The sequence below is a fragment of the Rhizobium sp. RU20A genome (genome assembly GCF_900155885.1).
Lineage (GTDB): Bacteria > Pseudomonadota > Alphaproteobacteria > Rhizobiales > Rhizobiaceae > RU20A.
In genome coordinates, this window is sequence record NZ_FTMB01000001.1 from 1,088,191 (window position 1) to 1,109,248 (window position 21,058).

16 protein-coding genes and 1 other RNA gene are annotated in these 21,058 nt (G+C 64.3%); 8 read left to right on the forward strand and 9 right to left on the reverse strand.

All coding sequences use genetic code 11. From position 1 onward, the window contains the following. Positions 1 to 158: 158 nt before the first annotated feature. Positions 159 to 674: a dihydrofolate reductase gene (locus tag F3H41_RS05340; protein WP_149737545.1), complete on the reverse strand. Its 516-nt coding sequence runs from the start codon at positions 672 to 674 to the stop codon at positions 159 to 161. Between the two features lie 33 nt (positions 675 to 707). Continuing rightward, positions 708 to 1,502, reverse strand: coding sequence for a thymidylate synthase (locus F3H41_RS05345; RefSeq protein WP_149737546.1), 795 nt, complete (start codon positions 1,500 to 1,502; stop codon positions 708 to 710). A 120-nt stretch (positions 1,503 to 1,622) separates the two neighbouring features. On the opposite strand from F3H41_RS05345, the gene ssrA reads away from it, so the two are divergent. The 4 genes from ssrA to F3H41_RS05365 all read left to right on the forward strand — a co-directional run bounded on the left by ssrA (position 1,623) and on the right by F3H41_RS05365 (position 3,143). Continuing rightward, positions 1,623 to 1,990: a transfer-messenger RNA gene (gene ssrA / locus F3H41_RS05350) on the forward strand. Between the two features lie 119 nt (positions 1,991 to 2,109). Further along, the gene (locus tag F3H41_RS05355) at positions 2,110 to 2,628 is read left to right on the forward strand and encodes an SspB family protein (RefSeq protein ID WP_149737548.1); all 519 of its coding nucleotides are present in this window, start codon (positions 2,110 to 2,112) and stop codon (positions 2,626 to 2,628) included. A 20-nt stretch (positions 2,629 to 2,648) separates the two neighbouring features. After that, positions 2,649 to 2,858, forward strand: coding sequence for a DUF4169 family protein (locus tag F3H41_RS05360; RefSeq protein WP_149737549.1), 210 nt, complete (start codon positions 2,649 to 2,651; stop codon positions 2,856 to 2,858). Between the two features lie 63 nt (positions 2,859 to 2,921). Beyond that, the gene (locus F3H41_RS05365; protein ID WP_149737550.1) at positions 2,922 to 3,143 is read left to right on the forward strand and encodes a ribbon-helix-helix domain-containing protein; all 222 of its coding nucleotides are present in this window, start codon (positions 2,922 to 2,924) and stop codon (positions 3,141 to 3,143) included. A gap of 34 nt (positions 3,144 to 3,177) precedes the next feature. On the opposite strand, the gene F3H41_RS05370 is transcribed toward F3H41_RS05365, so the two are convergent. The 5 genes from F3H41_RS05370 to F3H41_RS05390 all read right to left on the reverse strand — a co-directional run bounded on the left by F3H41_RS05370 (position 3,178) and on the right by F3H41_RS05390 (position 14,044). Further along, positions 3,178 to 3,960, reverse strand: a complete 783-nt coding sequence (locus F3H41_RS05370; protein WP_149737551.1) for a GGDEF domain-containing protein — start codon at positions 3,958 to 3,960, stop codon at positions 3,178 to 3,180. 219 nt (positions 3,961 to 4,179) lie between these two features. Then, a complete protein-coding gene (locus F3H41_RS05375; protein ID WP_149737552.1) occupies positions 4,180 to 7,947 on the reverse strand; it encodes an AsmA-like C-terminal region-containing protein in 3,768 nt (1,255 codons plus the stop codon). Positions 7,948 to 8,011: 64 nt separating this feature from the next. Then, the gene (locus F3H41_RS05380) at positions 8,012 to 9,442 is read right to left on the reverse strand and encodes an FAD-linked oxidase C-terminal domain-containing protein (protein WP_149737553.1); all 1,431 of its coding nucleotides are present in this window, start codon (positions 9,440 to 9,442) and stop codon (positions 8,012 to 8,014) included. A 205-nt stretch (positions 9,443 to 9,647) separates the two neighbouring features. Beyond that, positions 9,648 to 12,821 (reverse strand): efflux RND transporter permease subunit, encoded by a 3,174-nt coding sequence (locus F3H41_RS05385; RefSeq protein ID WP_149737554.1) that lies wholly within the window; start codon positions 12,819 to 12,821, stop codon positions 9,648 to 9,650. Further along, the gene (locus F3H41_RS05390; RefSeq protein WP_149737555.1) at positions 12,821 to 14,044 is read right to left on the reverse strand and encodes an efflux RND transporter periplasmic adaptor subunit; all 1,224 of its coding nucleotides are present in this window, start codon (positions 14,042 to 14,044) and stop codon (positions 12,821 to 12,823) included. Before F3H41_RS05390 ends, F3H41_RS05385 begins: the two co-directional genes overlap by 1 nt. A gap of 327 nt (positions 14,045 to 14,371) precedes the next feature. Here F3H41_RS05390 and F3H41_RS05395 point away from each other — a divergent pair, with 327 nt between their 5' ends. The 4 genes from F3H41_RS05395 to rpsU all read left to right on the forward strand — a co-directional run bounded on the left by F3H41_RS05395 (position 14,372) and on the right by rpsU (position 18,453). Further along, the gene (locus F3H41_RS05395) at positions 14,372 to 16,882 is read left to right on the forward strand and encodes a UvrD-helicase domain-containing protein (protein WP_149737556.1); all 2,511 of its coding nucleotides are present in this window, start codon (positions 14,372 to 14,374) and stop codon (positions 16,880 to 16,882) included. Positions 16,883 to 17,189: 307 nt separating this feature from the next. Continuing rightward, positions 17,190 to 17,399, forward strand: a complete 210-nt coding sequence (locus F3H41_RS05400; protein ID WP_149737557.1) for a cold-shock protein — start codon at positions 17,190 to 17,192, stop codon at positions 17,397 to 17,399. 376 nt (positions 17,400 to 17,775) lie between these two features. After that, a complete protein-coding gene (locus tag F3H41_RS05405; RefSeq protein WP_149737558.1) occupies positions 17,776 to 18,087 on the forward strand; it encodes a cold-shock protein in 312 nt (103 codons plus the stop codon). Between the two features lie 129 nt (positions 18,088 to 18,216). Then, positions 18,217 to 18,453 carry a 30S ribosomal protein S21 gene (rpsU, locus tag F3H41_RS05410; protein ID WP_149737559.1) on the forward strand — a complete coding sequence of 79 codons (237 nt, stop codon included), beginning with the start codon at positions 18,217 to 18,219 and terminating at the stop codon, positions 18,451 to 18,453. Between the two features lie 163 nt (positions 18,454 to 18,616). Here rpsU and ppk2 read toward each other — a convergent pair whose 3' ends face one another. Both ppk2 and F3H41_RS05420 read right to left on the reverse strand, forming a co-directional pair. After that, on the reverse strand, positions 18,617 to 19,555 hold the full coding sequence (ppk2, locus tag F3H41_RS05415) for a polyphosphate kinase 2 (RefSeq protein ID WP_149737560.1): 939 nt from the start codon (positions 19,553 to 19,555) through the stop codon (positions 18,617 to 18,619). Between the two features lie 151 nt (positions 19,556 to 19,706). Beyond that, the gene (locus tag F3H41_RS05420; protein WP_244616080.1) at positions 19,707 to 20,984 is read right to left on the reverse strand and encodes a DUF2778 domain-containing protein; all 1,278 of its coding nucleotides are present in this window, start codon (positions 20,982 to 20,984) and stop codon (positions 19,707 to 19,709) included. Positions 20,985 to 21,058 lie beyond the last annotated feature (74 nt).

Below are 21,058 nucleotides of genomic sequence, written 5' to 3' on the forward strand. Positions count from 1 at the left end.
ATCCTCTTTAGTTGAACTCCCTCGGACACGGCACGCTGATTGCTCGCGCGGCCGCTTCCCGTGAACCCGTTATAGGTACCCGAACAAAGGCTTTCAACGCGCACCGTCCAGCAACGGCTGAAATGCCGCAGAATTGTTCGTGAAGTGCAAGACAGGGTTTACGAACGGCGCAAATAGCTGACGAAACGCATGGGGTGGCTGTCTTTTTCCCCCTGTGGCAGCACCTCTTCGAAGCTGCGGACGAAACGTTCGGGGTCGATATCGGGAAAACGCGTGTCCCCCGCAATCACTGCGCCCACCTCCGTCACATGAATCACGTCCGCTGCATCGATCGTCTGGCGATAGATCTCCCCGCCGCCGATGATGGAGACCTCCCCGACACCGAGCCGCTCCGCCTCGCGCCGGCCGAGCGCGATGGCCTCGGCAACGGAGCCGACGACGGCGACACCCTCTGCGGCGAAGGACGCATCCCGCGTCACCACGATATTGGGCCGTCCGGGCAGCGGACGACCGATCGACTGGTAGGTGCGCCGACCCATCACCACGGGCTTGCCCATCGTCAGAGCCTTGAAACGCTTCAAATCCGACGGCAGCCGCCAGGGAAGGTCACCATCGCGCCCGATCACACCGTTTTCCGCAACGGCCACGACGAGCGCCAGTTTTGCCTCAGCCATCACCCTCTCCTCGCCGCCCCCGAAGCCCGCAGATCAGACCGCCACCGGCGCCTTGATACTCGCATCCGCCTCGTAGCCGACGAGGTCGAAATCCTCGTAGCGAAAGCCGAAGATGTCCTTCACCGCCGGATTGATCTTCATCAGCGGCAGTGTCTTCGGCGTCCGGGCAAGCTGCTCGCGCACCTGCTCGAAATGGTTCGAATAGATATGGGCGTCGCCAAGCGTGTGCACGAAATCGCCGGGCTTCAGCCCCACCACCTGCGCCACCATCATCGTCAGCAGCGCATAGGCGGCGATGTTGAACGGCACGCCGAGGAAGATGTCGGCCGAGCGCTGGTAGAGCTGGCAGGACAGTTTGCCGTCGGCCACGTAGAACTGGAACAGGCAGTGGCAGGGCGGCAGCGCCATGTCCTCGACCAGCGCCGGATTCCAGGCAGACACGATGTGGCGGCGCGAATTGGGGTTGGTCTTCAGGCCCTCGATGAGATTGGATATCTGGTCGACATGCGTGCCGTCGGGCGCGGGCCAGGAACGCCACTGGTAGCCGTAGACCGGCCCGAGGTCACCGTTCTCGTCGGCCCATTCATCCCAGATCGTCACGCCGTTTTCCCTGAGATAGGCGATGTTCGTATCGCCCTTCAGGAACCAGAGCAGTTCGTGGATGATGGAGCGCAGATGCAGCTTCTTGGTGGTGACGAGCGGAAAGCCCTCGGACAGATCGAAGCGCATCTGGTAGCCGAAGACGCCGCGCGTGCCCGTGCCGGTTCGGTCGCCCCGGTCGATACCGTCGGCCATGACATGGCGGAGAAGGTCGTGATATTGCCGCATGGCGCCGGTCCCGTCGTCTGGAAGATCGCGTGACCCTACCCCATGGGGCCTGCCACTCCAAGCGCGGCCCGCGAAAGTCCACCGCTTTCAGGGGCCGCGTCTGCGGACTATTTTTGCGAGCCCCTTCCCTTCATCGTTATGACATCTTATATCCATCGGGCCGTCTTCGGGCGGCTATGGCAATAAACGGACGATGAAATAAACCTATTGGACCCGGGGGCGGTACCCGGCGCCTCCACCAGGAACCGGCGGACGATCATGCCCGAGGCCGGCTGCTGATGGGGGCGAAATAGGATCGACAAGGGTGTAAAGATCGCTCTTTTGCTCGGCATTGTACCACCGTTATCGGGCTAAAATTGTAGTTGCAAACGACAACTATGCTGAAGCTCGTCTCGCTGCTTAATCGCAGTGCGACACTTCAAATCAAGCCCTTGCGGGTAGCACCGTAAGGCGGGGTCCGAAGGCACCTGGCAACAGAAGCCTTCACCTTCTTTCCTTATGCGATTTCGTCTATACCTTCGTGGGATTCGTGCGCGGGTCTTTACCTGCGCGGCGGGCCGGTGGCATAACATCGGTGAGCTTGGCATAAGAAGAAGATTGGAAGACGATGTCTCAGGACCACATCCGCTACGACATTCTGGCCCAGGACGCGCTTCGGGGCGTGATCCGGAAGGTCCTGTCAGAGGTTGCCACCACCGGCCACCTGCCGGGTGACCACCACTTTTTCATCACCTTCCTGACCGGTGCGCCGGGCGTGCGGATCTCCCAGCATCTCAAGACCAAATATCCCGAGCAGATGACCATCGTCGTCCAGCACCAGTTCTGGGATCTGAAGGTCACCGAATCGCTGTTCGAGATCGGCCTGTCCTTCTCCGACACGCCCGAAAAGCTCGTCATCCCCTTCAATGCCATCCGCGGCTTCTATGACCCCGCCGTCAATTTCGAGCTGGAGTTCGACGTCTCCACGCTTGAGGACGAGGACGAAGAGGGCGCGGAAATCACCGCCTATCCCCTCACCCCGGTCGAGCGCACGGAAGACAAGGGCGGCGACGCACCCGATGATGGCGGCGACAAGCCGGGCGGCGGCTCCGTCGTCTCGCTGGACGCCTTCCGCAAGAAGAACTGACCGCGCGACGGAGGCCCGCCATGGCGGCAGAGATCATCAATCTGCGCATGGCCCGCAAGCAGAAGGCGCGCGCCGACAAGGAGCGCGCCGCCGATGCCAACAGGGCCGCGCACGGCCGCACCAAGGCCGAAAAGACCCTGACGCGCGCCCTCAAGGACCAGGCGGACAAACGCCTCGATCAGGGCCGCCTCGAAGGCAAGCCCGACGCAGGCGAGAAAAACGACGGCTGATCAACGACTTCCGCACGCATTCGGACTCAACCTCGCAACACCTTGATTCACCATGGCAGCGACATGATCCGCAAGCACTCGGCAACGCTGCACGGCCATCGCACGAGCTTTACGCTCGAGGAGCCCTTCTGGCAGGAACTGAAGGCCATTGCCGCGGCGCGAAAGATGCCGCTCGCGCGTCTCATTGCCGACATCGACGATGGCCGTGATCCGGAAACGAACCTCTCCTCCGCGATCCGCCTCTATGTCTTTGCCTGGGTCAAGCAGACGGGCCGGCCGCCCTAATGAAATCCGTCGCCACAGGCAACGCAGCTTTATGTCACGACGCCCGTTCGAGCACTGGCCCGACACGGGCCGTGCTGTCTGCCGGCTCGCCTGCATCCGGCGCGATTGTCACGCGGTTGCGTCCGCCGCGCTTGGACGCGTAAAGCGCCTCGTCGGCCCGGTTGAACACGCGGGAAAAAGCCGCGGGGCCCCTGAAGGCGGCCGTCCCGATGCTGGCCGTGATGATCCTGTCGCCGATCGATGCGGGGCGCTTCATCGTTTCGACCGCAAGACGCACATGCTCGCTGATCAGGGGCGCCATCTCCACCTCGAGGGCCGGCAGGAGAATGCCGAATTCTTCGCCGCCGAGACGGCCGACAACAGCGTTACGCCCTTCGACAGCCTCAACAAGGCTGGCGGCAATCGCCACCAGCGTTTCGTCGCCGGCGCGGTGGCCAAAACCATCGTTGATCTGCTTGAAATGATCGACATCGATGATCAGGAGCACGCCGCAATCGCCCGCCTGTTTTTCGATGATCGCCTCGGCCGCGGCAGAAAAAGTGGCGCGATTGAATATCCCGGTCAGGTGATCCGTCTGGTTGAGCCTGACGAGGCGCTCGTTGGTATCGGACAGTTCCTTCAGCTTGAAGGCGAGGTAACCGAAAACCGGAAGGCCGAGGAAAACCGGCAGGCTGCCCGACAGGGCCAGGGACACCTGCATCACGGTCCAGCCGAAGGGGGCGATGAAATAGGCCGTCACGACCATGCAGATCAGCGCGCTGACAAGCGTACAGCCGAAAGTCAGGGCGAGAATGCCCAGTCGCGTCACGCGCATCATGTGATCGTCGTTCCCATGCCGGAGTTGTCCTCTCGACCCACCATAGTCAGAATTCGCTAATATGTGCCTAATGCCTTTCAATCAATACTTCGATGAATTGAAGCAAATTAACTAAGGCGTATCCCAGACTGAAACACGCGAAGACTTGAGACAAGAAGAATGTCAGTTGCGCATATAGAGAAACGTGCAGATGTGATCACATCGCGAAGATCGATGCCGTCAGTTTTCCTGCCCGCGCGGGAGCGGCGACGGCAGTTCCCCGCCGCGAATGACGGCGTCGGGACCGGTCACCGGCGTGCGGCGCTCGGGCACCGCCTCCGGCTGCTGTTGCCCTGAAGCGGCGCGGCGTGCGGCCTCTTCGGCCGCTTCCGCCCGCGCCTTCCGCGCGGCCTCGGCCTCGGCCGCCCGGCGCGCTTCCTCCTGCTTTCGGGCCTCAGCCTCAGCGCGGATCGCTTCGGCGCGTTCCGCCGCTGCCTTGCGCCTGCGCTCTTCTTCGATCGCCCGCAACCGGATGCGTTCACGTTCCTGCGCCCGGGCCTTGTAGAGTGCGACCTCGCGGCGTAGCCGCTGCTTTTCGATCACATTGGCCTGCAGGATTTCCACGCGTCGCCGCTCGCGCTCGAAAGCCCTGAGCGACAGGAAGTTCGAAAGATCCGCCACATCAAGCGTCGCCGCCGGCGTCGCCAGAGGACCGGAAAAAGCGATCGTGACCGCCGGATCACCGCCCGCGATCGCCTGCTCGCCAGCGCGCAGGGTGACGCGCAGTTCCCCCGTCAAGCGGTCATCAACGAGGTTGAGGGCAGCATCGCCGGCAAAGAGCGCGGCCGCATTGGCTGCCGAGACCGACTGCAAGCGCAGTGTCCCAGCGGCAATGCTGAAGGGCACTGTGATTTTTTTGAAGGCGGACGTCCCTGAGAAAAGAATGCGCTCGGCATCCGGCAGGATTCTTTCGGCAGTGATCTCGCCACTGATGGCGTCGGCTGCCGAAAGAAGCGGGGCAAGCGCCTCACTGGTCAGGCCCGTCACGATGACATCGCCAAGCTGCGCGGAACCGGATCCGCTCAGCGAGCGCGCCATATCCGCCACGCTTGTCCCGGCCCCCTCCAGCGCGACCGAGAGATCCGCCTTGCCCGCCAAAACGGGGTGACCCGCGCTTTTCCAGGCAAGACCCGCAAGGTCAGCACCGGCAAGATCCAGTTTCGACGTGAAGGTCGCAGTCCCGTTGCCGCTCGCGGCGGAGATCCGGCCGGACATCTGCCCGCCATAGAGCGAGCCGGCCATGGCATCCAGCGTCACCGTGTCGCCCGTGAACAGCAGCTTGCCGGTGAAAGCCTGAACCGGCGCCAGAACACTTGTATCAAGGCTTGCCGCCGAAAGATCGATCTCGACGTCCACACCGGTCCAGAAGGGCTGTGCAACGGGGGTCGGTGAAAGCCCTCCGTCGACCATGCTTTCCACAGGGCCCAGCACCGTCTCGCCAAGCCAGGACAGCGCGGCACGATCGAGGCCGATCCGTCCAGCCACCCGCGGACGCGGGGCGGTGCGATCGAAGGTCAACTCGCCCTTCAGCGTATTGCCGTCCACGGCACCGTTGATCTCGTTGACGGCAACCGTGCCGCCGGTCGTCACGAGCTTCGCCGTCAGCTTGGCCGGCAGGCCCGTACCGGCACCGGGCAGCGCAAGCCCCTTCAGCAGCAGGAACGGCTCGATGTCGCGGCTGTCGATCGAAACCGTCTGCTCGCCGTCAAGAAAACGTTCGCGATCGAGGCTGAAATTGCCGTTGGCGGCAAAAGAGCTTCCTTCGGCGGTAAAGGTCATCCCGCCGCTGCCTGCACCGGTATCGTCGCTTTGCAGGCGCAGCGACAGCACCCCGTTCGGCGGCAGATCGAAGGGCAACGGATCAAAGCCCGCCTGTCCGACCAGCGTCAGCGTGGTCGGGTTCTCCAGGGTCGCCTCAAGAACCATGCTCTTGCCGGCGAGCGCCCTGAGGAAATCGGGAACCTGATAATGCGCGGCAATGCGCGTGCCGTTGGCGGTCCCGATCACGCCAAAAGTCACGGGCGCATTCCCGTCCTTGCTGCCGGCCGTCAACGTCAGGTCGAGCGCCGCATCCGTATAATAGCCGCCACCGCTGACGACGCGATCGAAGAGCGGATGGGGCGGCACATGCCGGGCGACGAGCGCAAGGAACGGCGAAAGATCTGCGGCCGCCAGCTTCATCTTCGCGCCGATGATCGGCTGCGTGAGCGAGCCGCTGACGCGACCGGACGCCGCAAGCTTGGCGCCGGCAAGATCGCCGACCGAGAGGCGCTCGATCTGCAACTGCCCCCCTTTCGATGTCAGAACCGCCTGCACGTCCCGGGCCTCCTCGCCGAAGGCCGCGAAACGATCGGCCTGGAGATCGACCGCGATCGTGTGGGCGAGGATTGCATCGGTGGAATTGTCGCCCGCCACGATACCGGTCAGCGCCCGCAGTGCATCGATATCGACCCGGTTGCCCTTCAGCTGAAGCGTCAAGGAGGGGGCCTGCCCATCCGGCGACTGCCGCTCGATCCGGCCCTTCAGCGTCGCCGGCCCGACGGCGATCTCCAGTCCCTCGAATTGCTGGATCGTATCGGTGAGATTGACGGCGGCGGAAAAGCCGGCCGTCTTCAGCATGCGCAGCGACGGATCCACGGAGCCCGCGAGCCACGTGGCAAGACCGGAGGGCTGGTTGGACGCGATGAGCAGATCACCGCGGAAAGCGCGTTCACCCTTGAGGGTCAGCCGACCCTTGGCCTCCAGCTGCGTGCGCCCCGGCAGGAGCGCGACAGCATTTTCCACCTGCCAGCTGCGGCCATCGGGCACGACATCCAGCCGCACATCGCGCACCGTGGTATCGCCGACGACAATGGCCGGCAGACGCAAGCTGGCGCGGCCCGGCACCTGCGGGATCGGGATATCGGCGATGATCGACAGGACAGCCTGGAGGCGCTCGCGCATCGACAGCGTCGGATTGCGCGAGGTCTTGCCGGCCTCCCCGCCCGCATTCCCGATGCGGCTGACGTCGATCTGCTGCCCGTCGGCCACCAGCAGGAAGCGCTGATCCTTGCCCGTATCGAGCGTCGCTTCGCCGGTCACCAGATAGGGGTCATCGCGCGCGCCGAGTTCCAGCCTGTATTCGGGAACGCGCACGCTTTCATTGGTCAGCGCGAATTTGCCCTTCAGCCGTGGCGGCACCTCGTTGGAACCGTCTTCCTTCGGCTCGCTTTCGCCATGCACCAGGGTAAAATCGCCCTCATAGACAGGGCGGAAATCGACGATCTTGATGAAGCCGTCGAGATCGACGCCAAAGGGCCGCGCGTCCGGCATGATGCGGGCGCGCAGAGCGACGCCTTGCGCCTCGCCAGGCACACCGGACGTCAGCGAAAAGGCACCGGTCTCGCCATCCAGCGCTGCCCGGCCGTCGACCCGCCAGGGCCCGCCCAGCGACCGGGCCGAAACATCGGCTTCGAGATTGGTGATGCGGCGTGTGCGGCCGGTTTGCTCGTCGATGAAATCGATGCTGCCGCCGGTGATCTCCACGTTCTCGAGAACCACCGCCTTGGCCGGAATGACGGCCCGCCGCCCGCGCGCCCAGTCGAGCGTCCCGTCCGGCTGGAGCTTCAGCGTTGCCTTCGGCTCCTCGATCCGCATGTCGAAGATCAGGGCTTCGCCGCTGAGGAAGGGTGCAAGCTCCGCATCCATGGAAAAGCGCGCCACCTGAATGAGCGGCTTTCCGTCATCCCCCTGCCCGACCCGCACATCGTTGAGCGTCACAGACGGGAACGGCAGCAGACGCGCATCGACGCTGCCGTGTACCACGACGGGCTTGCCCATGATCTGGCTTGCCTGCGTCTCGAATTCGCGCCGGAACGTCGTCCAGTCGACAAAATAGGGAGCGATCAGGGCGACGAACAACGCCACCACGACAAGCCCACCCAATGTCACCAAGATGCGCGACAGCACTCGTCTTTTCCTGTTCCCGCCCCGTCGAGGCTATCCATGCGACCGTCCCGTTGACGGCCCGGACCTACCCTACATACCCGCCGGCACCGCCGCCGACAGCAAAAATCTTGCCCGGATTGAAGATCATCTGGGGATCGAGAGCCTGTTTGATCGCTCCCATCAGCGCCAGCCCCTCGCCATGTTCGCCGGCAAGGAACTTCATCTTGCCCTGCCCGACCCCGTGTTCGCCGGTGCAGGTCCCGTCCATGGCCAGCGCCCGTGCATTCAGGCGCGCAACGAAGTCCATGGCACGCGCCGTCTCGGCCGGATCCTGATCATCGAAGATCAGGCCGACATGGAAGTTCCCGTCACCGGCATGCCCGACGATGGGCGCGAGAAAGCCGCTCTCGGCGATATCGGCCTGCGTCTCCGTCACGCAATCGGCGAGCCGCGAGATCGGCACGCAGACATCCGTGGACAGGATGCCGGCGCCGGGCCGCAGGCTCTTCTGCGCCCAATAGGCATTGTGCCGGGCCTTCCACAGCACGGCACGTTCGGCCGCATCCGTGGTCGCCCTGAAATCCGTCCCGCCGAACTCGGCCGCGATCTCGGCGAACTGCTGCATCTGCAACGCAACCATCTCCTGCGAGCCGTGAAACTCCACAAACAGCGTCGCGGTCTCCGCAAGCGTCAGGCCCGAATAGGCATTGCTGGCCCGCACCTGCGTGGCATCGAGAAGCTCGATCCGGGCTACGGGAATGCCGCTCTGGATCGTCAGGATGACCGCCTGGCAGGCTTCGCTGACGCTCGCAAAGGCGCAGACCCCGCCCCCGATCGCTTCGGGAATACCGTAAAGCTTCAGCGTGACGGCCGTGATGACGCCGAGCGTGCCTTCCGATCCGACGAACAGCCGCGTGAGGTCGTAGCCCGCCGAGGACTTGCGGGCCCGCCGCGCCGTGCGCACGATCCGCCCGCCGGCGGTAACGGCCGTGACGGAGAGAACATTGTCCTTCATCGTCCCGTAGCGCACCGCATTGGTGCCGGAGGCCCGCGTCGATGTCATGCCGCCGATCGAGGCATTGGCGCCGGGATCGATGGGAAAGAACAGGCCGGTGTCGCGCAGATAGGTGTTCAGTGCCTCGCGGGTGATGCCCGGCTCGACGGTGCAGTCGAGATCGTCGGCGTTGACCGCGAGCACCCCGTCCATGCGCGACAGATCGAGGCTGATGCCGCCGAAGGGCGCGTTGACGTGACCTTCCAGCGAGCTGCCGGTGCCGAATGGCACGATCGGCAGGCCGTACTCTCCGGCCGCCACCACCACCGCCTGCACCTCCGCCTCGCTTTCGGCAAAGATCACGGCGTCAGGAAGCTGCGGCTTGATATAGGTGGTGGTGTTGGCATGCTGGGCGCGGATCGCCTCACCGGTCTGGAAACGCGCACCGAAATGCGCCTTCAGTGCCGAAAGCCCTGCCGACCGCCGGGCACCTGCTTCCGGGCCCAAATCCGTTGCCTGCATCCACTCCTCCTTGCCCCGCCCTCACCGGACGTTTCGCCAGCCGCAACGGCTGGCTTGCCCCAGGTCGGTCATGCCCGAGTACGCGCTGCAGTCCAAGCCCCGAAATCCTGCTTTTTCAGGGCGCTAGTGTGCAAATCGGAATCACTTTGTCCAGAAGATGAATCAAGACATGAAGAGGGGCCGCACGTGGCGGCCCCGGCCTGCTCTATTCGGCCGGCTGCGTGGCCAGCCGATCGGCAGCGGCCATCTCCTCGGCAAGGCGCCGTTCTTCGTCTGCATGCGGCTTGGCCAGCCGCGCGATGACGAGATAGGCGACCGGCGTGAGGAACAGCGTGACGAGCGTGGCCAGTCCAAGGCCGCCGACCAGCACCCAGCCGAGTGCGATGCGCGCTTCCGCGCCCGCCCCCTGCGCCAGAACGAGTGGCACGGCGCCGACGATGGTCGCGATCATCGTCATCATAACCGGGCGCAGGCGGATGTTGGCCGCATCCTCGATCGCCTCGCGCACGCTCATGCCCCGGTCGCGCAGCTGGTTGGCGAATTCGACGATCAGAATGCCGTTCTTGGCCATGATCCCGACGAGCAGCACCAGGCCGATCTGGCTGTAGACGTTAATCGTCGTGCCCGTCAGCAGCATGGCCAGCATGGCGCAGGCCAGCCCCAGCGGCACGGTGATCATGATGATCACCGCCGACACGAAGCTCTCGAACTGCGCGGAAAGCACGAGGAAAATGATCACCATGGCAAAACCGAAGGTCACGAGAAGACCATTGGCATTCTCATTGAGCGTCGCAGCTTCCGCGAGCGGAATCACCCGCGAGCCTGGCGGCAGAAGCGGCTCGGCCATCTCCTCGACCATGGTGAGCGCTTCGCCGAGCGCCAGCCCGTCCGTCAGGCCCGCGGAGATGGAAACGGCCCGAAGCTGCTGCTCGCGGGTCAGTTCCGGCGCCACGGCCCGCTCCTCGACGGAGGCAATGGTGGACATCGGCACGATCTTGCCGTCGCCGGTCTTCAGGAAGATGTTCTGAAGGTCCGTCGGATCGTTCACCGGATTGGTGGAGGACATCAGCTTGACCGGATAGGCCTCGCCATCGACGAAGACATCCACGACGCTGGAGCCGTCGAGCATGGCCTGAAGCGCGCTGCCGAGGCCGGTAATGTCGATGCCGAGGTCGGAGGCCCGCTCGCGATCGATGGTGACGAAGAGCTGCGCCTGGTTCGGCTCGTAATTGCGCTGCACGTTCTGGAAGCGACCGGTATCCTCCATCTGCCGCATCAGAGCCGAGGCGGCATCGCCCAGCTTGGTATAGTCGTTGCCGACGATGGCGACCTGGAGGCCCTGGCCGGCGCCGCGAATGCCGAGACTGTTCGGCTGGTTCGCAACGGCGCGGACCGACGGAACACGCGCGGTGACCTTATTGATATCGGCGGCGATCTGCTGCTGCGTCCGCTCGCGCTCGCCCCAGGGTGCCAGCGTCAGCACCATGAAGCCGGAATTGGTCGAGCCACCCTGCCCGGAGATGGAAAAGACGTTCGCGACCTCGCCACTGTCGAGCAGCGGCTGGATGCCGTCCTCGATCCGGCGCATCTGCGATTGCGTGTAGTCGAGCGAGACGCCCTGCGGTGCGGAAATCCGCAGCAGGATCGTGGCGCGGTCCTCCTGCGGCGTCAGCTCCGATTTCACGCCCGTGAAGATCAGGAAGCCGGCGCCGGTGAAGAGAACGGCGGCAATGAACACCACCAGCGGCGCATTGAGGCAGGCACGGAGGGCATGGCGATAGGCGCCGGCAAAGACATTGCCGATCTTCCCCATCACGCCGCCGCCGTGTTCCTTGTGCTGGGTCAGCATACGCGAGGCGAGCATGGGACAGAGCGTCAGCGCCACGAAGGCCGAGAGCAGGATGGAAAAGGCGAGCACGAAGCCGAATTCGCGGAAGAGGCCGCCCGTCTGGCCCGGCAGGAAGGAGAGCGGAATGAAGACAGCCGCCAGCGTGGCCGTCGTCGCGATGACGGCAAAGAACACTTCGAGCGTGCCATGCACCGCCGCCGCGCGCGGCCCAAGCCCTTCGCCGCGCCGGCGCACGATGTTCTCCAGCACCACGATGGCATCGTCCACCACGAGGCCGGTCGCCAGCACGATGGCGAGCAGGGTGAGGATGTTGATGGAAAAGCCCGCGAGATAGATGGCGACCACCGTCCCGATCAATGCGATCGGCATGGTGATGACCGGGATCAGCGTCGCCCGCCAGTCGAGCAAAAAGAGGTAGATGACGATGGTGACGATGATGACGGCAACGACCAGCGCGATCTCCACCTCGTGGATGGCGCCCTTGATGAAGTTCGCATCGTCGCTGGTAATCCGCAGTTGCGTGCCCTCTGGCAGGATGCCGGTCATCTGGCTGACCGCGGAGCGCACGCCCTCGGAGATCGACAGCGTATTGGACTGCGCCTGCCGCACGATGCCAAGGCCGATGCCCGGTCTGCCGTTGGAACGCAGCGCCGTCTGCCCGGTATCGGGCCCGAGCGTGACGGAGGCGACGTCGCGCAGGCGGACATTCGTGCCGATCAGAAGGTTTTCGAAATCCTCCGGCGTCTGGAGATCGGCGGTGGCGCGCACCGTGATGTCCTGGCTGGTGCTGGTGATCGAGCCCGCCGGTACGTCGAAGGCCGCGGTGGCGAGCGCGGTGCGCAGGTTCGCGACCGTCAGCCCGCGTCCGGCAAGCTTGGCCTGATCCACATCGATGCGGAACACCTTCTCCTGGTCGCCATAGACGGCGACATCGGCCACGCCTTCGACGGCGGCGAGCCGGTCGCTGATCTCGTTTTCAACGAGCAGCGTCATGTCTTCCATCGACAGCGTGTCGGAGGTGAGCGCAAGGCGCATGATCGGCTGGCTGTCCGCATCGGCCTTTACGATGCGCGGCTCGTCGATCCCATCGGGCAACTGGTTGCGCACCCGTCCGAGCGCATCGCGAATATCGTTGGAGGCCTGGCCGATATCGACGCTTTCGGAGAATTCCATCGTCACGCGGCTGGAGCCGAAGGAGGAGCGCGAGGCAATCTTCTGGATGCCCTGCACGCGGGCAACCGCACCTTCGATGATCGAGGTCACCTCGCGGTCGATCGTCTCCGGCGATGCACCGTCGAAATCGGTGGTGACGGAGACAACTGGTCGATCCACCTGTGGCAGTTCGCGGATCTCGACGCCGTTCAGCGCCGCAAGCCCGGCCACAATGATCAGCGTATTGACCACCAGTGCAAAGATCGGCCTGCGAATGAAGAGCGCGGTGAAGCCGGCGCTGCCGCCGGCCTTGATGGCGGAGGCGGTTCCCTGCGGTTCTGCGGTGCGGGCTTCGGTTTCGGTCTTGTCAGCGCTCATCAGCGGGTGCCCTCCGCCTTGGCGGTGCGGGTCGTCGCATCCGATTCGGAGGTCCGGTCCGCGCTGACCTTCGGCGTTTCAGCGTCCCCGCGCTGCTGGCCGGCCATGGAAACCGCTCCGCCGTCCCGCAGCCTCTGAAGACCCTCGGTCACCACCGGATCACCATCGGCAAGCGTTGCGTCGACCAGCACCTTGTCCGGGTTGCGCTGCACGATCTTGACCGGCACGCGCTCGCTCTTCTCGGCGGCGACGCGCCAGACGAAGGACCCATCGCCGCTCCACTGCACCGCCAGCGGATCGACCGTCGGATAACGGTCTCCGTCAAAGGCCATCGTCACGGCAAAGGACATGCCGGCCCGCAGGCGGTCATCCGCATTGTCGATGCGGGCGCGAACCCGCAGCGTCCGGCTCGCCTGATCAATGCGGTTGTCGATGGCATGGACGACGCCCTTGAGCGGCGTGCCGGGCTGCGCGACGGCCTCGGCCGTCACCGGCTGGCCGACCTTGACCTTTGTGGCAAAGCGCTCGGGCACCCAGTAATCGACGAGGATTTCCGAACGGTCGTCGATATTGGCGATGGGGCTTGAGGTCGTGACGTAGTCGCCGACATTGACCGTGATGATGCCGACGATGCCGCCGGTCGGCGCCGTGATGTCGCGGCGTTTCAGATCGAGTTCAGCGGCCTGGAGGGTGAGTTCGGCGCCCTGCAGCGTCGTCTCCGCATCCCGCAGGTCCTGCACCGCGAAGGCCGAGGCGTTCCGGCGGAAGCGCTCCACCTTCTCGCGGGCGCTGTCGAGCGCCACGCGCGCCTGCCGCGCGGCAATCGTCTGGTCGGCGGAGTCGAGCTTTGCGATCACCTGCCCGGCCTCAACAACGTCGCCGGACTTCACCAGAATGTCCGTCAGGTTGCCGGTCGCCGACGGCGTGACCGTCACCGAGCGGATGGCCTCGCCATTGCCGATGGCGTTCAGGCGGTCATTGATGACGGCGGAGCCGACCGGGCGCGTGACGACAAGCGTCGGCCCGCCTCCACGTTGCCGATTGCCGCTCTGCGCCTGCCCTTCGGGCCCGGTGGCGGGGGCCGGCGCGATGACGGCAACGATCCCCTCGGGCAGACCCGCGCCGCGCAGCACATCACCTGCGCCGGGAGCCATCCGGCCCCATGCCACGACACCCGCGCCAATCACAACAACGCTCACGACAACCTGTTGCCAAAGCCGCATCTCGTCTCATCTCCAAGGAAAACTCTGGCCGGGTTGAGGAAAGCCCCGGCGCACGCCAAATGCTCATATGTCGCGTTGATCTAGCTTGACGATACCGCATTGCAAACCGCCATCCGATCACAGAATGGGGAGGTTACCGAATTGTAATTCTTGAGGCACATTCCGCGCCGATGTCTCCTGCATGTCATCATGGCGCGTCCGTGTGACGATGAGAGGGTGATGGCGGCAAGGCGGCGCCGGACCCGTAAACCGTGGAAAGGCGGCCGTTCCGGAATAAAAGCAGAACACGTTCTGGCCTTTCAAACCCGAATCACTACATTGGGCCGCATGATCAGCGGCTTTGACGATATTCCCTTCTTCGACGAGGAACCCGTGCCGGCGCGCAAGTCCGGCCGTGCAGCGCCCGAAGCGCATCCTCCCGAACCCCGCCAGACGGCGCGCGCGGAAGGCGCCCCGCCGCCAACCGGTGGCATTGCCGCCCGTGCCATGGCGGCACGCGATGCGCAGCGCATGCCGGACTACCTCGCCGGCCTCAATCCGGAACAGCGCGAAGCGGTGGAAACCATCGATGGCCCCGTGCTGGTTCTCGCCGGCGCCGGCACCGGCAAGACGCGCGTGCTGACGACCCGCATCGCCCATATTCTCGCCAGCGGACGCACCTATCCCTCGCAGATCCTTGCCGTGACCTTCACCAACAAGGCGGCGCGCGAGATGAAGGAGCGCATCGGCGTGCTCGTCGGCCATGCCGTCGAAGGCATGCCTTGGCTTGGCACCTTCCATTCCATCGGCGTCAAGCTCTTGCGCCGCCACGCCGAACTGGTGGGCCTGCGCTCCGACTTCACCATTCTCGACACTGACGACGTGACGCGGCTGATCAAGCAGCTGATCCAGGCCGAAGGCATTGACGACAAGCGTTGGCCGGCCAAGCAGTTCGCCGGCATGATCGACGGCTGGAAGAACAAGGGCCTCGACCCATCCGACATTCCGGAAGGGGATGCCCGCGCCTTCGCCAATGGCAAGGGCCGCGAACTCTATGCTGCCTACCAGGCTCGCCTGAAGACGCTGAATGCCTGCGACTTCGGCGACCTCCTGCTGCACCCGATCCGCATCTTCCGCACCTATGCGGATGTGCTGGCCGAATATCACCAGAAGTTCCGCTACATCCTCGTTGACGAGTATCAGGACACCAACACCGCCCAATACATGTGGCTCAGGCTTCTCGCCCAGCGTCCCAAGGGCGTGCCGCAGAATGTCTGTTGCGTCGGCGACGACGACCAGTCGATCTATGGCTGGCGCGGCGCGGAGGTGGACAATATCCTGCGCTTCGAGAAGGATTTTCCCGGCGCCAAGGTCATCAAGCTCGAGCGCAACTACCGCTCGACCGAACACATCCTCGGCGCCGCCGGTCACCTCATCGCCCACAATGAAGGACGCCTCGGCAAGACGCTCTTCACCGACCGGCAGGACCCGGACGACGAGCGCGTGCAGGTGCATGCCGCCTGGGACTCGGAAGAGGAAGCCCGCGCCGTCGGCGAGGAAATCGAGCAGCTGCAGCGCGGCAAGCATCCGCTGAACAACATGGCGATCCTTGTCCGCGCCTCCTTCCAGATGCGCGAATTCGAAGACCGCTTTGTCACGCTCGGGCTCAACTACCGCGTCATCGGCGGCCCGCGCTTTTACGAGCGCCTCGAAATCCGCGATGCCATGGCCTATTTCCGCCTCGTCTGCCAGCCAGCCGACGATCTTGCCTTCGAGCGCATCGTCAACACGCCGAAGCGCGGTCTTGGCGACACCACGATCCGCAACCTGCACGACTATGCCCGCGCCCGCGACATCCCCATGCTCGCCGCTGCGGCCGACATCATCGAGACAGACGAGCTCAAGCCGAAGGCCCGCAAGGCGCTCTTCGACGTCGTGACCGACTTCCGTCGCTGGCAGTCGCTGCTCGAAAACACCCCGCACACCGAACTTGCCGAGCAGATCCTCGACGAGAGCGGCTACACGGCCATGTGGCAGGCCGACAAGACGGCGGAAGCCCCGGGCCGGCTGGAAAACCTCAAGGAACTGATCCGCTCCATGGAGGCCTTCGAGAGCCTGCGCGGCTTCCTCGAGCACGTCTCGCTCGTCATGGATGCCGAGACCAACGAGAACCTCGACGCCGTCTCCATCATGACGCTGCATTCGGCCAAGGGGCTGGAATTCGAGACCGTCTTCCTGCCGGGCTGGGAGGAAGGCCTGTTCCCCCACCAGCGCGCGCTGGACGAAGGCGGTCGCTCGGGCCTCGAGGAAGAACGCCGCCTCGCCTATGTCGGCATCACGCGCGCCAAGCGTCGCTGCCACATCTGGTTCGTGTCGAACCGCCGCATTCACGGCCTGTGGCAATCCACCATTCCCTCCCGCTTCCTGGACGAACTGCCGCACCAGCATGTGGAGGTCGCCGAGATCGACCAGAGTTATGGCGGCTACGGGCGCGGCGGCTACGGCCAGTCACGCTTCGACAAGGCAGAGCCCTTCGCCAATTCCTATTCCACCCCCGGCTGGAAGCGCGCCCAGAGCAACAAGACGGATGCGACCCGCACCAACTGGGGCAACCGCTCCGGCCATGCGGTGGAGCGCATCGGCTATGGCGAAAGCGGCCCGCGCGGCCGCACCATCGATGGCGAACTGATCGCCAAATCGACGACCTCGGAGCCCTCCCGCTTCACCGTCGGCGACCGCGTCTTCCACATCAAGTTCGGCAATGGCAACATCTCCGCCATCGAGGGCAACAAGCTGACCATCGATTTCGACCGCGCCGGCCAGAAGCGCGTGCTGGACGGTTTCGTGGAGAAGGCGTGAGGCGTGGAAGGCCGCGCCATGCCCGACCGCCAAACGCATGTGACAGAAAGTAAAATCGGGGCATGGGAAAATAATTCGATCGATGAAACATCAGCCATTCCAGCGACTTCCGTGCCGTCTCGGCAGTTTATGAAGATAAAATAAACGCCTGCGCCATTGCATATCCCGGCAAAGGGCCTATATCTCAGCCATCGAGACTTGCTAGTGATCTTTGCTTGGGCCAAAAGCCCTTCGGTTTTCTCTCAAAATTCGATCGAAAGCGGGCATGGTGTGTCCGCACTCTCATACGATTGGAAGGAAAATCGTTATGGCAATTGGTACTGTAAAGTGGTTCAACGGAACCAAGGGTTTTGGCTTCATTCAGCCGGAAGATGGTTCTGCTGACGTTTTCGTTCACATCTCGGCCGTTGAACGCGCCGGCATGGGTTCGCTCAACGAAGGTCAGAAGGTTCACTTCGAACTGGTTCGTGACCGCAAGTCGGGCAAGAATTCTGCGGACAACCTCAAGGCCGCCTGATTGGCAGCCGGAGAACAGACCGCATGAAATGTCACTCAGGACAGTTGACCACGGATGTACTGGCAGCTGGACCAAGGTTTCGGGATGTTTGCGCGCTCATGATCGCGCAGCCCTTGAGACCGGAGTGATGGGAGAGGTCGGGTCACAAGCCCGGCCTTTTTGCTTTTCAGGGCTCCGCACTGTCGACGCCGCTTTCCCTCACCGGAAAGACGGCGTTTTGTCGGGTGCCCTCCCCGGACCTCCCCGCCAATCGCAACGACGCTTTGTCGTAACGACCGGCGGGGCAGAGATGGGCCATGACCTGCCAGCCGGCAGGCCATCCACCGGTTCACCGCACGACACGTTGCGGGACAGCCGCGAAACCAGAGGTTTGGCGATGCGCAAGACACCCTATGCCGTGGGCGATCAGGTCACCCTGATCACCGGCATCATCCGTTCCGACGAGGGCGCCAAGGAATGCCGCATCGTGGGTCATCTGCCACTGAAGGAAGATGGCGAGCGACAGTACCGCGTTCAGCTCGGCGACGAGAAGTTCGAACGCCGCGTGACCGAGAGCGACATCGAGACTAGCGCCACGGCCGACGAGACGGGTGGCGAAGATGGCGACGAACCCGTTTCCGGCGGCTCCTGGCTGAAGAGCGCGAGCATTCGCAGCCGCAGGGCGACCGCCGCGCCGCGCCGCAGCTAGTCCCGGCCGCATCCAAGCAAGCCTCCGGCGAGCGCCCCACAGGTCGCACACCGCAAACACCGATCACCGCCGCGGCACGCCTCTTTCCTGCTGCCGCGCCATCGAAACACAAACGAAAAGGATAGTGCCTTGCAGGTATTGGTACGAGACAACAACGTCGATCAGGCCCTCCGCGTCCTCAAGAAGAAGCTTCAGCGCGAAGGCGTCTTCCGCGAAATGAAGGCCCGCAGCGCCTATGAGAAGCCGTCGGAAAAGCGCGCCCGCGAAAAGGGTGAAGCCATCCGCCGCGCCCGCAAGCTGGCCCGCAAGAAGCTGCAGCGCGAAGGCGTGCTGCCCGCACCGAAGAAGGCCGCCAACGGCCGCTGAGCCGCCCGCCGGGTTCCACAAGCCTTTGGCAGTTGAGAGCGGAACCGGGCGCGAAAGTCCTGCCGCCATGGTTGGCCCCCGTCATTGAAACGCCCGGCCTGCACGTGCAGGTCGGGCGTTTTGGTGTGGCGAAGCAGCCCTCCGATATCGGGAGACCGAAGGCTCAATACTTCTCGGGCACGTAGAGGTCGCGCGGTAGCACCTGGCGTTCGTAATCGGGATTGAAGACGCGCTCGGGAAGCGTGACCTCCTCGTGCGGCACATCCTCGTAGGGGATGAGCGAGAGCAGGTGATCGATGCAGTTGAGGCGGGCGCGCTTCTTGTCGTTGCCTTCGACGATGTACCACGGCGCTTCCGGGATGTTGGTGCGCGCGAAGGTCTCTTCTTTGGCCTTGGTATAGTTTTCCCAGCGCACGCGCGACTGGAGGTCCATGGGCGAGAGTTTCCACTGCTTGAGCGGATCGTGAATGCGCATGGTAAAACGCATCTGCTGCTCTTCATCGGTGATCGAGAACCAGTACTTCACCAGCCGGATTCCGGAACGGACCAGCATGCGCTCGAATTCCGGCACGTCGTTGAAGAACTGCTCGACCTGATCCTCGTCGGCAAAGCCCATGACGCGCTCGACGCCCGAACGATTGTACCAGGAGCGGTCGAAAAGCACGATCTCGCCGCCGGCCGGCAGGTGCGGCACGTAGCGCTGGAAATACCACTGGGTCTTTTCGCGGTCGGACGGCGCCGGCAGGGCCACGACGCGCACGACACGCGGATTGAGGCGCTGGGTGATGCGTTTGATCACGCCGCCCTTGCCGGCGGAGTCGCGGCCCTCGAACAGGACGACGACCTTTTCCTTGTGGTGCGACACCCAGCTTTGCAGCTTGATCAGTTCCGACTGCAGCTTGAGCAGCGCGCGGAAATAGTCGGCGCGCGGGATCGATGGCGGATGACTGGCCTTGTAGATGCTGCGCAGCTGTTCGGAAATTTCCGGTTCCGACAGTTCCAGCTCGTAGTCTTCATCGAGCGTGTCCTGCAGCTCGGCCTCCAGCCAGGAAAGGGCGCCGTCCTTGGTTTCGTCGTCCTGCTTGGGCTCTTCCTGCGTCATGACCTGCGTCCTCGATGCTGCTGATAAGAAGGGGTTCGACGCGCTTATTCCATGGCCACATGACACTTATTTGACGAGGCTCATACAGCCGGAAGCCCGCCGCCGGGCGGATACCGGAGACGGGCCTTGAGGCAGCAACGGGAGAAGGTCGTCAGACGCCGCGGCGGTAGAGCTGCGCGATCTGCGTACGGGATTTCGGCATGCTTTCCACGACGATGATCATGTTGACATGCCCGCGCTTGAACGCGGCCAGGAAGGCCGGATAGTTGCGGAAGGCGATGCAGCCGTGGGAATCGCCCGGCGAGCGCCGCAAGAGGTAGGAGTGGGTCAAAAGACCGTCGCGTCCCTTGGGATGCTTGCCGTCGACCGAGGTCATGCGCAGCGCCTCCACCCCGTGGAAGCGGCTTTCGCGCATCGTCAGGCGGAACACGCCGGGCGGGGTCGGGCCACGCATCTTCACATGCGTGTATTTCGGGTTGTCACGCATCTCGCCAATGCCCGAATGGGCCTCGAGGCGGGTGCCATCCGGCATGTAGACGGTCGCGCCGGAGATGTCATAGACGGCGATGCGGGTGCCCTGCCCCGGCCATGCGCCGCCGCTGAGCCCGCCGCCGAACAGTCCCTCGAAGAAGGACTTCTCCGGCTTGGCATAGGCAAGCTCCTTCTGCCCACGGGTGTTGCGCCCGCGCGGCTTGTCCTCGGCCGTGCTGTCCGCATTGGCCTTCGGTTTCCCGTCCGCCTTGACCGGGCCGCGGGCGGGCTTGGCATCCTCGTCCACATCGGAATCGGGGATAAGCGTCGTGATTCGCGGGCGCCAATCCGGAACCGGCACGCTGTCCGGCAGCGCCATCGCCATGTCGGTGGCGCGCGACTGCAGCACGTAGTCGAAGGCCTTGGGGCTGGTCTCCTCCTTGCCCGCATCCGGCTCCACGAGCGCCGTCACGAGCGGCGACGTGTCCGTCTCGGCTGCCATGGCCACCTCGACGGCCGCAGATTCGGTGGTCTTGCGGCGCTCGATTTCGGCACGCGCCACCTCAGCCTCGATCCGCGCCTTTGTCATCGCTGCCAGCACGGTCTGCCGCTTGTGGGAAGCGCGGATGGCATCGACCGTCAGCGCGGCCTGGCGCTGCTCGGATTCGGTCGGCTTCGAGAGGCGCGCAAACTTGTCGGGCACGATCCGCCGCTCGGCTTGCGCCTGCCGGATGATGGGCTTGAGGCCGAGCGACGCATCGAAGCGATGGCTGGCCTGAGCACCGGGCGGCGTAGCGGCATGCTGGACCGACAGCAATGTCACGGCCGTCCAGAAGGCGGCGGCCAGGGGAAGTGCGGCAAGGCCGAAGGCGACCACGGTGGCCGAAGACCCGTTGCGGCGGCGGGAAGAACCGGAAACGCCGGCCTTCGGAGAAGCTGTCGTGGAAAACACCGTCATACTCATACCCGAACTCGATAACGCACACGCGCCCCGGGGATGCTGACGAAACGAGCCGCTCCGAAAGGGACCCG